Origin of the sequence: Halocynthiibacter sp. SDUM655004, assembly GCF_026015885.1 — a bacterium.
Taxonomy (GTDB): Bacteria; Pseudomonadota; Alphaproteobacteria; order Rhodobacterales; family Rhodobacteraceae; genus Falsihalocynthiibacter; species Falsihalocynthiibacter halioticoli.
This window is the reverse complement of sequence record NZ_JAPDUG010000001.1, coordinates 1,176,431-1,189,851: the sequence shown is the minus strand read 5'-3', so window position 1 is coordinate 1,189,851 and position 13,421 is coordinate 1,176,431. Positions and strand designations below refer to the sequence as shown.

Here is a 13,421-nt window from a genome sequence, read left to right as displayed (position 1 = left end):
ATAAACCTCTATTCCTTAAGCGACGCTACAGCCGCAGCCACGTCATCGGGTGTGCCGACAGCACGGCATGTGATGGATTTTTCGATACGGCGGATCATGCCCGAAAGCGCCTTGCCCGCACCGATCTCCCAAATCTCTGTGACACCCTGCCCAGCCATATAGGCCACGCTCTCGCGCCAGCGTACCGAACCTGTAACCTGCTCCACGAGCATGTTGCGGATCAGGGTCGCGCTTGTTTCTGCTTCGGCACGGACGTTTGCCACAAGCGGCACCGCAGGCGCGTTCACGTCAACTTTGCTCAGTGCTTCTGCCATGGCATCCGCCGCAGGCTGCATCAGTGAACAATGGAACGGGGCACTTACCGGCAATAGAACCGCGCGCCGTGCGCCGCGTTCCTTGGCAATCTCAATGGCGCGCTCCACGGCCTCTTTATGGCCTGACACCACGACCTGACCGGGATCATTGTCGTTCGCCGCCTGACACACCTGCCCTTGTGCGGCCTCTGCGGCCACCTCCTGAACAGCTGCAAAGTCCAGCCCCAACAAAGCCGCCATCGCGCCAACTCCAACCGGAACCGCTTTTTGCATCGCTTCGCCACGAATACGCAGCAAACGCGCCGTATCGGCCACAGAGATCGACCCCGCCGCCGCAAGCGCTGAATATTCACCAAGGCTGTGACCCGCAACGAAGCTTGCGTCTGTGATCTTCACGCCCTCAACCTCAAGCGCACGCATGGCAGCAATCGACGTTGCCATAAGCGCGGGTTGTGCGTTTTGTGTGAGCGTAAGTTCGGAGATATCACCCTCCCAGATCAAGCTGCTCAGCTTCTCGCCAAGGGCCTCGTCCACCTCGTCAAACACGGCTTTGGCCACTGGATAGGCCTCGGCCAGATCTTTGCCCATTCCGATCGTTTGGGCACCCTGTCCGGGAAATACAAATGCGCGCGTCATGCGGACTCCTGTTTTCTTTGTTTTCCTAGCAAATACATGGCGCGCGGGCGGCTGTCCATGAGCGGCGCGGATAATGGCGGTAATTTCTTGCAATCACCGCTTTAAGGGCGCCGCAAACGCCCCTTCCCTCAAACGAGAAGGGCCGGTCCTTTGACCAGCCCCTAAACTTCAATGCAAATTTTGCGCTCGATCAGGCCGCTACGCTTGCCGCCACAGCCGCCGACCGCTCTGTCGTAACCGCACCAAGCGACGCGGTAACATTCATACCCAGCACATCGCGCGCCAACAGATCACGCAGAAGCTTGAGATAATCAGCATCTTCGGTCAGCACCTCAATCGGATAGGCCGCATGGCGCATCATCAATGTTGCCTCATTGCCCGCCTTGCCCTTCGCCTTGTCGCGCGACAGGTAAATGCTGGACACCTCATCAAAGGCACAGCGGCGCAGGACAAGCTCTTTGCCGTTACGGGAACACAGAGTTTCACGCACTTCGCGGCGGGTCTGGTCAATCTGGAGCTGATAAAACGGACGTTGGCTCAGGAAATAAACCGCTAGCGTGCCAACCATCAACAGACAAAGCGTTGCAATCATCTTGAAGCTCTCAAGACCGGCTTCCTGTGAGGAACCAGGCATCAGCCACATACCGGCCGCAAAAGAAAACGCACACACAGCAACCAGCGTGGCAACACCCTGTGTGAGCCGCACCCAGAAACCCGCGCGCGTTGGCATCTGGATCGCATAGCCACCTTTGCACATTGTAATATAGGGCAGCCGCTCAAGACGCTGTGTTTCCTGAAGTTGTCCCTGCTCTTTGGCTTCGGCAGTTGCTTCTGCCGAGGCACGTGCGCGGGCGCGTGCTTGATCTAACATCATACTCTGTCCTTCCTACCTGAGCGGCCTGCCGGATTTATTGCCGCTTCGTTAAGTATGATTTGCGCGTTCAATACGGGCGAAAATGGGGCAATTCTTCGGTTTTACCGCGAAAAGTGTATCCCTTCACCCTAAAGGAGAGCAAAAGTTAAGGCCCCTCACCGCGCATTTCCATGCGCCCACCCACACGCCGTATCTACCTTGTTTTCAACATGCTCCCCCGCGCTCTTGCATCCCCGCCGTTCCCTGCTATAAGGCGGCTTCCTTCTGCGCATTTTGCAACAGCGCAGTCTCTCGTGATCGGGTGCAGAAGGGTAAACCCGGTCTTTGAAATGCGCCTATTATGAACGGAGATCGCATGCCACTATACGAGCATGTCTTTATCGCGCGTCAGGACTTGTCCACCGCGCAAGCCGAAGGCCTTGTTGAGCACTTCACAACAGTTCTCGCAGACAACGGCGGCAAGACCGTCGACAGCGAATACTGGGGCGTGAAGACCATGGCCTACAAAGTTAACAAGAACCGCAAGGGCCACTATGCCTTCCTGCGCACCGATGCCCCTGCACCGGCTGTTCAGGAAATGGAACGCCTGATGCGCCTGCATGATGATGTTATGCGCGTTCTCACCATCAAGGTTGACGAGCACGCCGAAGGACCATCGGTTCAAATGCAAAAACGCGAAGAGCGCTCCGAGCGCCGTCGTGAACGCGCGTAAGAAAGGGCTAACTCATGGCTACTAAACCATTTTTCCGCCGCCGCAAAGTTTGCCCGTTCTCTGGCGACAATGCTCCTGCGATCGATTACAAAGACACACGTCTTCTGCAGCGCTACATCTCTGAGCGTGGCAAAATCGTTCCTTCCCGTATCACTGCCGTTTCGGCCAAGAAACAGCGCGAGCTGGCCCGTGCGATCAAGCGCGCCCGTTTCCTCGCCCTGCTTCCCTACGCCGTTAAGTAAGGAGAAAGCACATGCAAGTTATCCTTCTTGAACGCGTCGCAAAGCTCGGCCAAATGGGCGATGTTGTGGATGTTAAAGCTGGCTATGCCCGCAACTTCCTCCTGCCCCAAGGCAAAGCGCTGACTGCGTCTGACGCAAACGTTGCTTCCTTCGAAGCACGCAAGGCACAGCTCGAAGCAACCAACCTTGAATCCCGCAAAGAGGCCGAAGCACTCGGCGAAAAACTCGACGGACAGCAGTTCATCGTGATTCGCTCTGCATCGGACGCTGGTTCGCTCTACGGTTCCGTTACACCTCGTGACGCGGCCGAAGTTGCAACCGCTGGTGGCTTCACAGTTGACCGCAAGCAAATCTCTGTCGATCACCCGATCAAAGAGCTTGGCCTGCACACAATGTCTGTGAAACTGCACCCTGAAGTTGTTGTGACAATCTCACTCAACGTTGCACGTTCCGAAGAAGAAGCCGAGCTTCAAGCTTCCGGTAAATCCATTCAGGAACTCGCCGCAGAAGCCGAAGCAGAAGCAGAATTCGAAATCTCCGAGCTCTTCGACGATATCGGTGCTGCTGCTGCAGACGATCTCGAGCTTGCGGGCGACGAAGCCCCAGCCGAAGACGCTGCAGAAGAGGAAGAGAAAGAAGCTTAAGCTTCACTCTTTACCAGAATTTGAAAGCCGCGCAGTTCAGTCTGCGCGGCTTTTTCTATGGCTTGCGTGTCTTTCATCAAAGGCGCTTCGCTGACGCCACCCCTATTTAGCAAACCGGTTCTTCACGAATTTAGGGTAATAATCCCCAGAACATCCATTCCGTTAAACACGGAATCGATGGCAATGGTGGCCAAGATGATCCCCATAACACGGCTGATTACATTTGCCCCCGTTGCGCCGATGATCCGATGGATTTGCTTTGCCAGTATCAGCAAGGCCAAGGTGACGAGCAGGACAAGCGCCAAAAGAACCGCTGTAACCAGCTGCTCTGAAAAGGAAAATCTCTGATTGTCAGTCAGAACCACAACGCCAAGCATCGCCCCTGGAGAGGCAATCGACGGTATCGCCAATGGAAAAACCGCGCCTGATAGGTGGTCCCGCTCTGCTTCATGCTGCTCGGCCTCGGGCTTGGACTCACCAAAAATCATGGTCATGGCAAACAGGAACAAGATGATCCCTCCCGCGACCTGAAACGCCCCTAATCTCACGCCAAGTGCCTCAAGTATGAGTTGCCCACCGACAAGGAAGCCAAACAGAACCAGTGCGGCAATTACGACCGCCCGTATTGCAAATCGAGTATGTAACGCCGCAGGAATGCTCGCCGTTGCGAACAGAAAAATCGGAATTGACCCGATAGGATCGACCACCGCGAAAATCGTGATGAAATCTTTAATTATGACGGACCAATTCATCGAGAAAATACCTTTGGGATAATGCGCAGACCATAAAGCAACGACCCCAAGAAATGCAATCAGATGGCCAATTTCTTCATTCGGTATGTCTTTTAGTGAAGCTGGGCGTGCACGACTATCCATTTGTAAATACTGGCATTTCCAACCTTCTACAGGCCAATCCACCCTCTCGCACATAGCAACGCCCCATTTTATTCACCCAAAGGGTTGAATATTGGCGTTGCCCGTGTATATTAACCCATATGGTTGAATATAAAGATACAGATGAGGATCTCTCCTTGATCCTGAAAGCGGCGTCCGATCCGACGCGTCGCGCCCTGCTCACGATGTTGGTGCAGCAAGGGCCAACGCGCGTCACGGATCTGGCGGCAAATTTTGATCTCTCGCTGAATTCGGTGAGCAAACACATCCGTATCTTGGAGACCGCTAAATTGGTGGAGCGCAAAACAATCGGCCGCACCCACCTGATCTCGGCAAATCTCGCGCCGATAAACCTGATAGATCAATGGTTTAACAATCTTCGTTCTATCTGGGACCTTCGCTTGGACAAACTTGACTCTCTGCTCACAAAGGAAACCGACGATGACTGATACAATGAACGAACTTTCTCTCACCACCTCCCGCCACATCAACGCCCCTGCCAAGGCGATCTATAATGCGTGGCTGGACCCTGAAATGCTGATGAAATTCATGACACCAGGCGAAGGCGTGACCGTACCGCGCAGCAAGACCGACCCTAAGGTCGGCGGTGGCTTTGAAATCATCATGCTGACACCAGACAACAACGAGCTGCCCCATACTGGTACCTACAAAGCGCTCGATCCACACAGCCGGATCGTCTTTACATGGCAGAGCAACTATTCGCCTGACGATAGCGAGGTGACGCTTGATTTCGTTGAAAAGAACGGCGGCACCGACGTGACCCTCACCCATGTGAAGTTCCTCAACGAAGAGGCCCGTGACAACCACGAAAAAGGTTGGGGCCTCATCCTTCAAACGCTTGAAAACGTGCTAAAATAACGAGGTCTCTATGGAAAACGAAGCAATGGCAATCAACTGGCTCGCCGTCTTTGCGGGCGCGATCGTGGCCTTTATTTTCGGGGCGATCTGGTATCATCCCAAAGTGATGGGCGCCAAATGGGCCGCAGGGTCCGGACTCGACATGAGCAAAATCAGCGGCACGCCCGTGTTTGCCATGGCTGCCCAAGCGCTGGCGCTGTTCCTGCTGGCGCTCGTGGTCGGCATCACGGCCACGACGGATGCGCTCTTTACAGCAATTTTTGCAATCCTCGCCGTTGGGGTGCATGTGGTGTCTGCGGGGGCGTTCCTGCAAAAGTCAGCTGCGGCCTTGGCCATCGACTTTGGCTATCTGTTCCTCAGCGGCGCAATCATGATTATCGCTCAAGGGATTTTCTAGGCTCAAAGCCTTAAGACAAAGAAAAAAGGGCTGCCCTCGCGGGTAGCCCTTTCTCGTTTCTGCAAAAGTCAGAAACCTTAGATATCGTCGAGCGCTTCAACAGCTTTTTCGAGGTCTTCTTTGGAGACTTCTTTCTCGGAAACGTCAGCCAGTTCAAAGACATAGTCGATAACTTTGTCTTCAAAGATCGGCGCACGAAGTTGCTGCTGCATTTGAGCGTTTTGCTGAACGAATTCAAAGAACTGACGCTCTTGACCAGGGTACTGGCGCGCTTGGTTCATGATCGCTTGTGTCATCTCGGCGTCTGTGACTTCGATCTCGGCTTTCTGGCCAAGCTCGGCAAGCAGCAGACCAAGACGCACGCGGCGCTCGGCAAGCTTCTTGTGCTCGTCGGTTGCTTCGATTTCTGGGTGGTCATGGCCCTCTACGTCAGGGTTTTCCTCATGCCACAGCTGGTGTGCGATCTGGCCAGCTTCCGCGTCAAGCAGCGAAGGTGGCAGTTCGAAGGAAACAACACCGTCAAGCGCATCCAGAAGCGCACGCTTCTGTACCGCACGAGCAGCGCCCGCATATTCAGCTTCAAGACGCTCTTTAACTTGGCCCTTGAGAGCTTCGAGGTCTTCTGCACCGAACTGCTTGGCCAGCTCATCGTTCAGCTCTGCTTTTGCAGGAGCTTTAACGGCTTTCACTGTACAGTCGAAAACTGCTTCTTTACCGGCGAGGTTTTCAGCTTGGTACTCGGCAGGGAATGTCACGTTAACCGCAACTTCGTCGCCTGCTTTTGCGCCGATCAGCTGGTCTTCGAAACCAGGGATGAACGAACCGGAGCCCAGAACGAGCGGGAAGTCTTCTGCGGAACCGCCTTCAAACAGCTCGCCGTCAACCTTACCAGCAAAGTCGATAACAACTTGGTCGCCAGATTTGGACTTTGTGCCCTTCTTGCGGTCTTCGAAGTTCTGTGCGGACTCAGCAAGGTTGTCGAGTGCTTCAGCAACAGAAGCGTCATCCGCTTTTGCCACGAGCTTCTCGAGCTTGATGCCTTTGAGGTCGACTTCAGGAATTTCTGGAAGAGCTTCGTAAGCAACAGACACTTCAACGTCGTCGCCCTCTTTCCAGTCTTCGTTGGTCATTTTGATTTCTGGCTGAAGCGCAGGGCGGTCGCCGGACTCTTCAAAATGCTTACCCATGGCGCCATCAATCGTTTCCTGAATGGCTTCGCCCATGACGCGCTGGCCGAATTGCTTTTTCAGCAGAGCGAGAGGCACCTTGCCCTTGCGGAAGCCTTTCATTTCGACTTCTGGCTGAGCTTCTTTCAGCTTTTCGTTTACTTTCGCGTCGAGATCGCCAGCAGGGATAACGATTTGGTAACCGCGCTTCAGGCCTTCGTTCAGGGTCTCTGTGACCGACATATTTGTCCTCATGTATCATAGGCCGCTCGGACGCGGCGGATGGCTTGTAAATCAGACGCCCTTCTAGGGCTCGCAGCCCAAGGATGCAAGGAGAAAGGGGCCGACTTGTCTTGGTTGGCGGGAAGATACCTGTATCAACAGAACAATCAGGTCAATTCAGGTGCGTAGCACACAATCAGGCGCCCTAAACTTATAGCCTATAAGCGGCTTATGACGAAGGAGCCGCCCAGCAAAGGCGCACCTATCGAAAGGATTGTGCCATCGTCTAGAAGGTGGTTGCACTTTAGATGGATTATCTCGTCAAATTTTTTGAGGTAATCCTCGGGAGCGTCATCGTTTCTTTGCGAGATGTGTTTGAAGAAATTCGAGTACACCGAGTTTTCAAAAGGCGGTTCGACCATTCCGCTCAATGGATCGACTGCGCCAATTTTCCTGACCCGTTCCAGCCAATCCTTGCAGGTCTGCTCGGCAATGTCGCTGCTGGAAACTTCGTCAAAGGCCTTACGGATCGTAAGCCTGTCATTCCGCGAATCGTAAAGTGTGCTTCCCAACGGCGGGTAATAGCTCGTGAGAAAATACTCCAACCGGATCAACCCGAGATCAAAAACCGTTGCGGGCTCATTCATCAGGTATTTGGTAACTTCTCCCGGATCAGAGTGCACAGGCGCAGTGAACGCGAGCGTCGTAACAACTGCAGCACAGGTTGCCTTGAACTTCGTCAGCATATTCCCCTCCTGATTGCATAATGACGCAATCAAACAATTCACAGGATTACCAATGAAGCTAAAACAACCTGAGTTCAAGCGCGGAGATTGGCTTCCTGTGCTTTTTGGTGAGGGCAATAACTAGAGTATGAAACACGGCCTCTTTAGCCGAAATAACAAGCGCCACCTTGAGGCAGGGACAGGCCGCCTAGAATACACAATTCTTTCAACCTATTGGTGTCTGTCCTGAGCGGAATTCCAATTATTGATCGCTCGGGGATATCACGGCATACTACCATTGCCGAATACCAACATAGGTTGAATTTAAACGAATTATTTGAGGTGAAACATGTCGGATATATCCAAAGCAACGCGTACGGTCTTGTCTAAATATGCAACCTTCACGGGGCGCGCCACGCGACCGGAATTCTGGTGGTGGGCCTTGGCAGTATTCGGCATCAACATCGTTGCCCAGATCATCGACGGCGCGCTTGTTGCTCCGATGCTCGGCTTCACCGCGTTCCAAGCAGAAGCCGGCCAGCCCATCTCAATACTCGTAATGCTGGCGTTGTTCCTTCCGAATATCGCCGTCGCCGCACGACGCTTGCACGATATCGGGCGCAGTGGCTGGTGGCTTCTTATTGCCTTCATTCCGCTAATCGGTGTGCTTGTTCTGATCTATTTCTATGTTCAGCCGAGCGACCAAGGCTCAAACGAATACGGTGCACCAGAACCGCTTACATAGTTCCGTGTGCGTTTTTTGCGCACTTCATGCAGCTTTAAAGCCGAAGCTCGCGCCGCTTTATTCCTGAAGAAAATTAGTGGTGCGGGTGGAGGGACTTGAACCCCCACGCCTCGCGGCGCCAGAACCTAAATCTGGTGCGTCTACCAATTTCGCCACACCCGCATCCTGTTGCGGCAATCGCCGTCAACCGCGCCCTTCTAGCGCAGGATTTTCGGGGATGCGAGGGGAAAATTCGCGCAAATGCGAAAAAAATTCATGACGAGCGTTTCGACGCGCTTTCAAGTTCGGCCAAGACGGCTGGCAGCTGTTCGGGAAGGTCTTCGGCGATAAGGCCGGGGCCAAAGCGGCGGGCGCATTCGGCATGAAGGTGCGCGGCAGATTCGGCAGCTTCGATTGGCGCAAACCCACGCGCCAAAAGCCCTGTTATCATGCCCGCGAGCACATCCCCCGCGCCCGCTGTTGCGAGCCAAGGAGCAGCATTCTCATAACAGGACGCCACAATCCGGCAGTCCCCTTGGGCATTGGCGATCACCGTCGCCGCGCCCTTGAGCAACACAGTACAGCCCGCCGTTTTGGCAGCATCGCGCGTGGCGTCCAGCTTGGAATAAAGCTTGTTTTCAGTAAGTTCGGCGGAAATCTCGGGAAACAGACGTTTAAACTCGCCCATATGTGGCGTGAGGACGATCTGCTCATGCAGCTTCGAAAATGGCTTTTCGTGGCGAGCCAAAAGTGTCAACGCATCGGCGTCAAGAACCGCGGCGCGTTTTGTGGCCAGCACGTCCATAAGCCAATCCGCGCGGTCAGGCGATAGACCGAAATTCGGACCGAGGCAGAGCGCGTTTATCCGCGTATCATCCAAGGTCTGCCGCAAAGCCTCGGTATCATTGAGCGGCCGAAGCATGATGGCGGTGACCTGCGCGGCGCATTCCGCAAGCGCATCCGGCGGGCAGCCGAGCGTTACAAGCCCCGCCCCGATCCGCAACGCCCCACGCGCCGCAAGTCGTGCCGCGCCTGTTTTCCCCGCGCCGCCCGAAAACACCAGCGCGTGGCCGTGAGTGAATTTATGAGCATTGGGATGTTTGGCTAGCCCGCTCGGGTTCGGCGTTTGCGCGCGAACATCCACAGGCTCTGCGAAGCGCGCCAAACCGATATCAACCACCTCAAGTGCGCCGCATACTTCCGGCCCATCCACAAGCACATGGCCAACAAATGGGCTATGGAACGTGACGGTGAGATCAGCCCGCAGTGGGGCAACGGGCTCACCAAGGCATGTTCCGGTATCAGAGGACAGACCAGATGGCACATCCACAGCAACCACAATCGGGCGCGCCTCAAGCGCAGAAATCGACCCCTCTATATAGGCCAGCCCAGAAACTGGGCGATTTAAGCCAGAGCCGAACAGCGCATCGACCACGAGGTCACAGCCTTCGCCCAAAGCATCAGCCAGCGTTTCGGCATTCAAAGGCGCAGTAGCCGCACTGTCCTGATCCAGCGCCGACCATCGCTGTGCATTCAACTTCGCGTCAGCAGGGAGAGATTTTGTGTCTCCAAGACTAAGAACACGCACGCCCCATCCAGCATGATGCAAAAGGCGCGCAATGACATAGCCATCTCCGCCGTTATTCCCCGGCCCGCATAAAACCACCGCGCGATGCCGCGTCTTTGCCAATGCAGGCCAACGCGCAAAAGTCGCATCCACAACGCCGCGCCCTGCCCGCTCCATTAGGTCCGCACCGGTGACAGCCCCGCTCTCCATGGCGCGAATTTCGAGGGCACGCATCTCGGCGGCGGTCATGTAGATGGTGGTTCGGCTCATGTTTCTTACCTCCGCGTCACTCCTCCAGAGGCTAGGCAGCGCCATGGCCCTAAGCAAGCCCGAGATCGTCGCAGGCAACGCAATACTTAATGCGCTATTTACCGGAGCACACACAGAGGCTTCAGGCAGAGTTAGCGCATAGAGAAAGATCGAACGCGAAAAAAATGAGCAGTTGCGGGTGGTGAAATGTTTTCATTCTGTCTATTTATTGTGCAACCCGCACAAAAACGCACCAAAGTAGCGGGATTCCACAAGCTGACCCGCGCTGCGTCAGCATACCCGATTGTCCCTCAGATAGGGAAGTGTTCTGAACCAATCGAAGCGAAGAATCCACTGACCGATTTCAAGGAGTCGCCAATGAAAAAGATCGAAGCCATCACCAAGCCGTTCAAGCTGGACGAAGTCAAAGAGGCACTTCAGGAAATCGGCGTACAAGGCCTCTCAGTTGTTGAGGTCAAAGGATTTGGCCGCCAGAAGGGTCACACCGAACTCTATCGTGGTGCCGAATACGTGGTGGACTTCCTTCCTAAGGTGAAAATCGAAGTTGTTCTGCCTGATGATCAGGTTGATGACGCCATCGAAGCCATCGTGAACGCCGCCAAAACCGACAAGATCGGCGACGGCAAGATTTTCGTCTCTACCGTTGAGCAAGCCATCCGTATCCGGACCGGCGAAAGCGGCGAAGACGCACTTTAAGCAACACCGCCGGTCATCGGCACCAGTCTAACACTAAATAAAAGGGAAGAGATCAAGATGAGCAAAGCTGACGTTCTCAAACTGATCAAGGACGAAGACGTGGACTATGTGGACATTCGCTTCACAGACCCACGCGGCAAACTACAGCACGTGACTGTTATTGCAGACGAAGTTGACGAAGACTTCCTCGAAGAAGGCTTCATGTTTGACGGGTCCTCCATCGCTGGTTGGAAATCCATCAACGAATCCGACATGAAACTGATCCCGGACACAAACTCCGTATATATGGATCCGTTCTATGCCGAGAAAACGCTCTGCATCCACTGCTCCATCGTTGAGCCGGACACAGGCGAAGCTTACTCTCGTGACCCACGTGGTACAGCCGAGAAAGCCGAAGCTTACCTCAAGTCCTCCGGTATCGGTGACGTTTCCTACTTTGGCCCAGAGGCAGAATTCTTCCTCTTTGACAACGTACGTTTCTCCAACACCATGAACAAAGTGTCCTTCGAAGTTGACGCACAAGACGCAGCTTGGAACACAGACACCGAGTATGAAATGGGCAACATGGGCCATCGTCCTGGCGTTAAGGGCGGTTACTTCCCTGTTAACCCAATCGACGACGCTCAGGACATCCGCTCCGAAATGCTCTCCACTATGAAGCGCATGGGCATGAAAGTTGACAAGCACCACCACGAGGTTGCGTCCTGTCAGCACGAGCTTGGCCTGATCTTCGGCTCGCTCACAGAGCAAGCGGATCACCTTCAGAAGTACAAATACGTTGTGCACAACGTTGCCCACGCCTACGGCAAATCGGCAACCTTCATGCCAAAGCCAATCGCTGGCGACAACGGCACAGGTATGCACGTGAACATGTCGATCTGGAAAGACGGCAAGCCACTCTTCGCTGGTGACAAATACGCTGACCTGTCTCAGGAAGCTCTGTACTTCATCGGCGGCATCCTGAAGCACGCTAAAGCTCTGAACGCCTTCACAAACCCATCGACAAACTCCTACAAGCGTTTGATCCCAGGTTTTGAAGCTCCTGTTCTGCGCGCTTACTCTGCATCGAACCGCTCCGGTTGTGTGCGTATCCCATTCGCGGAATCGCCCAAAGCCAAACGCGTTGAAGCTCGTTTCCCTGATCCGGCTGCCAACCCATACCTCTGCTTTGCTGCACTGCTTATGGCTGGCCTTGACGGCATCAAGAACAAGATCGACCCAGGTGCGGCGTCTGACAAAGACCTTTACGATCTCCCAGCCGAAGAGCTGGCAGGCATTCCAACAGTTTGCGCATCCCTGCGTGAAGCTCTGGAAGCTCTGGAAGAAGATCACGACTTCCTGCTCGCAGGTGACGTGTTCACAAAAGACCAGATCGAAGGTTACTCCGAGCTTAAGTGGGAAGAAGTGTATGCATACGAGCACACACCACACCCAGTTGAGTACGACCTGTACTACAGCGTATAAGCTGCTGGAAATAAACGGAAAGGGCGCTCCATTGGGGCGCCCTTTTTGCATACGGCTCTGCTTACGGTCCTATCTAGGCTGCTATCTCTCGGCCAGCGCACGCGCATCATCGGGCCGCAGACTCTTGCGGTTAATCATGTAGGTATGGATCGAGAAAACCACCGCACCACTGTCAGGCAATCGCAGCAAGGATTGTCGCTCGCTCCGAAGAAACGGCGGCTCTTTTGACAGCGGCACGCGCGGGTCAGACTCGGCGCGTGGATGAAACAACTCCGGCGTATCGTAAAACAGCGCATTGGCCCGCCACATCCCGCGCTCAGGCCGGATTGCATCAAACAGGCGCTGCACCCGTTTGGCGAGGTCGGGCGTATAGCTGTCTACTGGGTCATGTATCCCCAAAAGCGGGCGGCCCAGCTTTTCCGCCAAAGTCCAACTCGCAGGAAAGCACAGCACCGCGCCGGTAAGGAGGTAAGCCCCGCCCTGCTCCTGCAGAATGCAAAAATCCTCCTGAACAAGATGGCCCAAAGTGACAAGCGGCGCGCTGTGATCAATCTCTACCAAGCGCCCGTCGGGGCAACGCACCTGTGTTGCCGCAACCTCAAAATCATCACGTAAACGAAGCCGCTCCAACACAAGCGCCAACAACTCCTCAGCAGCCCCTTGCGCACAGGCTTCCTGCGCCACAACCTCGCTGCGGCGCGATGCCAAAAGCGCCTCTCGCAACTGCATTTGCCCCACATATGCGTCGTTCACATCGAGCCAATCCGCCATATCCAGCGGCGCCATTCCCGGCAATCGACGACAGGCCGCAGCGATCTGATCCGGCGGTAATTCAACGTTCAAAACAGTTTCCATGCGTCACCCTAACTTTGCCGCCTCTGCCTTTCTATGGCGATTTTATTTACGCTCGATGCACCCACCAAAGATCACCAAGCCGTGACTTCGCCGCCACGCCTCTTGCCCTAGCGTTAACAACCCTGCACCCTAGGTCGACCG

16 protein-coding genes and 1 tRNA gene are annotated in these 13,421 nt (G+C 54.7%); 9 read left to right on the top strand and 8 right to left on the bottom strand.

Annotation, left to right across the window (positions count from 1 at the left end; translation table 11 throughout):
* Positions 1 to 8: 8 nt before the first annotated feature.
* Positions 9 to 950, bottom strand: a complete 942-nt coding sequence (fabD, locus tag N9C89_RS05840; protein ID WP_263952896.1) for an ACP S-malonyltransferase — start codon at positions 948 to 950, stop codon at positions 9 to 11.
* Between the two features lie 190 nt (positions 951 to 1,140).
* Positions 1,141 to 1,824 carry a hypothetical protein gene (locus N9C89_RS05835; protein ID WP_263952895.1) on the bottom strand — a complete coding sequence of 228 codons (684 nt, stop codon included), beginning with the start codon at positions 1,822 to 1,824 and terminating at the stop codon, positions 1,141 to 1,143.
* A gap of 355 nt (positions 1,825 to 2,179) precedes the next feature.
* Between N9C89_RS05835 and rpsF the strand changes: the two genes are divergently transcribed.
* Genes rpsF through rplI form a run of 3 tightly spaced genes read left to right on the top strand, consistent with a single transcriptional unit; the run spans position 2,180 to position 3,422 of the window.
* Complete coding sequence (rpsF, locus tag N9C89_RS05830) at positions 2,180 to 2,536, top strand: 30S ribosomal protein S6 (RefSeq protein ID WP_263952894.1); 357 nt, start codon at positions 2,180 to 2,182, stop codon at positions 2,534 to 2,536.
* 14 nt (positions 2,537 to 2,550) lie between these two features.
* Positions 2,551 to 2,778 (top strand): 30S ribosomal protein S18, encoded by a 228-nt coding sequence (gene rpsR / locus N9C89_RS05825; RefSeq protein WP_025061827.1) that lies wholly within the window; start codon positions 2,551 to 2,553, stop codon positions 2,776 to 2,778.
* An 11-nt stretch (positions 2,779 to 2,789) separates the two neighbouring features.
* On the top strand, positions 2,790 to 3,422 hold the full coding sequence (gene rplI / locus N9C89_RS05820) for a 50S ribosomal protein L9 (RefSeq protein WP_263952893.1): 633 nt from the start codon (positions 2,790 to 2,792) through the stop codon (positions 3,420 to 3,422).
* 122 nt (positions 3,423 to 3,544) lie between these two features.
* Here the strand turns inward: rplI and N9C89_RS05815 are convergent, their stop codons facing one another.
* Positions 3,545 to 4,174 carry a MarC family protein gene (locus N9C89_RS05815; RefSeq protein ID WP_263953289.1) on the bottom strand — a complete coding sequence of 210 codons (630 nt, stop codon included), beginning with the start codon at positions 4,172 to 4,174 and terminating at the stop codon, positions 3,545 to 3,547.
* 278 nt (positions 4,175 to 4,452) lie between these two features.
* Here N9C89_RS05815 and N9C89_RS05810 point away from each other — a divergent pair, with 278 nt between their 5' ends.
* The 3 genes from N9C89_RS05810 to N9C89_RS05800 are packed head-to-tail and all read left to right on the top strand — an operon-like array spanning position 4,453 to position 5,591.
* Entirely contained in the window at positions 4,453 to 4,764 is a 312-nt protein-coding gene (locus N9C89_RS05810; RefSeq protein ID WP_263952892.1) for an ArsR/SmtB family transcription factor, read from the top strand.
* Positions 4,757 to 5,194 carry an SRPBCC family protein gene (locus tag N9C89_RS05805; RefSeq protein ID WP_263952891.1) on the top strand — a complete coding sequence of 146 codons (438 nt, stop codon included), beginning with the start codon at positions 4,757 to 4,759 and terminating at the stop codon, positions 5,192 to 5,194. Before N9C89_RS05810 ends, N9C89_RS05805 begins: the two co-directional genes overlap by 8 nt.
* Positions 5,195 to 5,204: 10 nt before the next feature.
* Positions 5,205 to 5,591, top strand: coding sequence for a DUF1761 family protein (locus N9C89_RS05800; protein WP_263952890.1), 387 nt, complete (start codon positions 5,205 to 5,207; stop codon positions 5,589 to 5,591).
* A 77-nt stretch (positions 5,592 to 5,668) separates the two neighbouring features.
* On the opposite strand, the gene tig is transcribed toward N9C89_RS05800, so the two are convergent.
* Together tig and N9C89_RS05790 are read right to left on the bottom strand one after the other, a co-directional pair.
* Positions 5,669 to 7,000: a trigger factor gene (tig, locus tag N9C89_RS05795; protein ID WP_263952889.1), complete on the bottom strand. Its 1,332-nt coding sequence runs from the start codon at positions 6,998 to 7,000 to the stop codon at positions 5,669 to 5,671.
* Positions 7,001 to 7,197: 197 nt separating this feature from the next.
* Positions 7,198 to 7,725 (bottom strand): hypothetical protein, encoded by a 528-nt coding sequence (locus N9C89_RS05790; RefSeq protein ID WP_263952888.1) that lies wholly within the window; start codon positions 7,723 to 7,725, stop codon positions 7,198 to 7,200.
* A gap of 328 nt (positions 7,726 to 8,053) precedes the next feature.
* Here N9C89_RS05790 and N9C89_RS05785 point away from each other — a divergent pair, with 328 nt between their 5' ends.
* Complete coding sequence (locus tag N9C89_RS05785; RefSeq protein WP_263952887.1) at positions 8,054 to 8,449, top strand: DUF805 domain-containing protein; 396 nt, start codon at positions 8,054 to 8,056, stop codon at positions 8,447 to 8,449.
* A gap of 77 nt (positions 8,450 to 8,526) precedes the next feature.
* Here N9C89_RS05785 and N9C89_RS05780 read toward each other — a convergent pair.
* Both N9C89_RS05780 and N9C89_RS05775 read right to left on the bottom strand, forming a co-directional pair.
* Positions 8,527 to 8,611, bottom strand: a tRNA-Leu gene (locus N9C89_RS05780).
* Between the two features lie 91 nt (positions 8,612 to 8,702).
* Positions 8,703 to 10,265 carry an NAD(P)H-hydrate dehydratase gene (locus tag N9C89_RS05775; RefSeq protein WP_263952886.1) on the bottom strand — a complete coding sequence of 521 codons (1,563 nt, stop codon included), beginning with the start codon at positions 10,263 to 10,265 and terminating at the stop codon, positions 8,703 to 8,705.
* A gap of 357 nt (positions 10,266 to 10,622) precedes the next feature.
* Here N9C89_RS05775 and N9C89_RS05770 point away from each other — a divergent pair, with 357 nt between their 5' ends.
* Together N9C89_RS05770 and glnA are read left to right on the top strand one after the other, a co-directional pair.
* On the top strand, positions 10,623 to 10,961 hold the full coding sequence (locus tag N9C89_RS05770) for a P-II family nitrogen regulator (protein ID WP_263952885.1): 339 nt from the start codon (positions 10,623 to 10,625) through the stop codon (positions 10,959 to 10,961).
* Positions 10,962 to 11,018: 57 nt separating this feature from the next.
* Positions 11,019 to 12,425, top strand: a complete 1,407-nt coding sequence (gene glnA, locus N9C89_RS05765; RefSeq protein ID WP_263952884.1) for a type I glutamate--ammonia ligase — start codon at positions 11,019 to 11,021, stop codon at positions 12,423 to 12,425.
* Positions 12,426 to 12,506: 81 nt separating this feature from the next.
* Here the strand turns inward: glnA and N9C89_RS05760 are convergent, their stop codons facing one another.
* A complete protein-coding gene (locus N9C89_RS05760) occupies positions 12,507 to 13,280 on the bottom strand; it encodes a heme-dependent oxidative N-demethylase family protein (RefSeq protein ID WP_263952883.1) in 774 nt (257 codons plus the stop codon).
* Positions 13,281 to 13,421 lie beyond the last annotated feature (141 nt).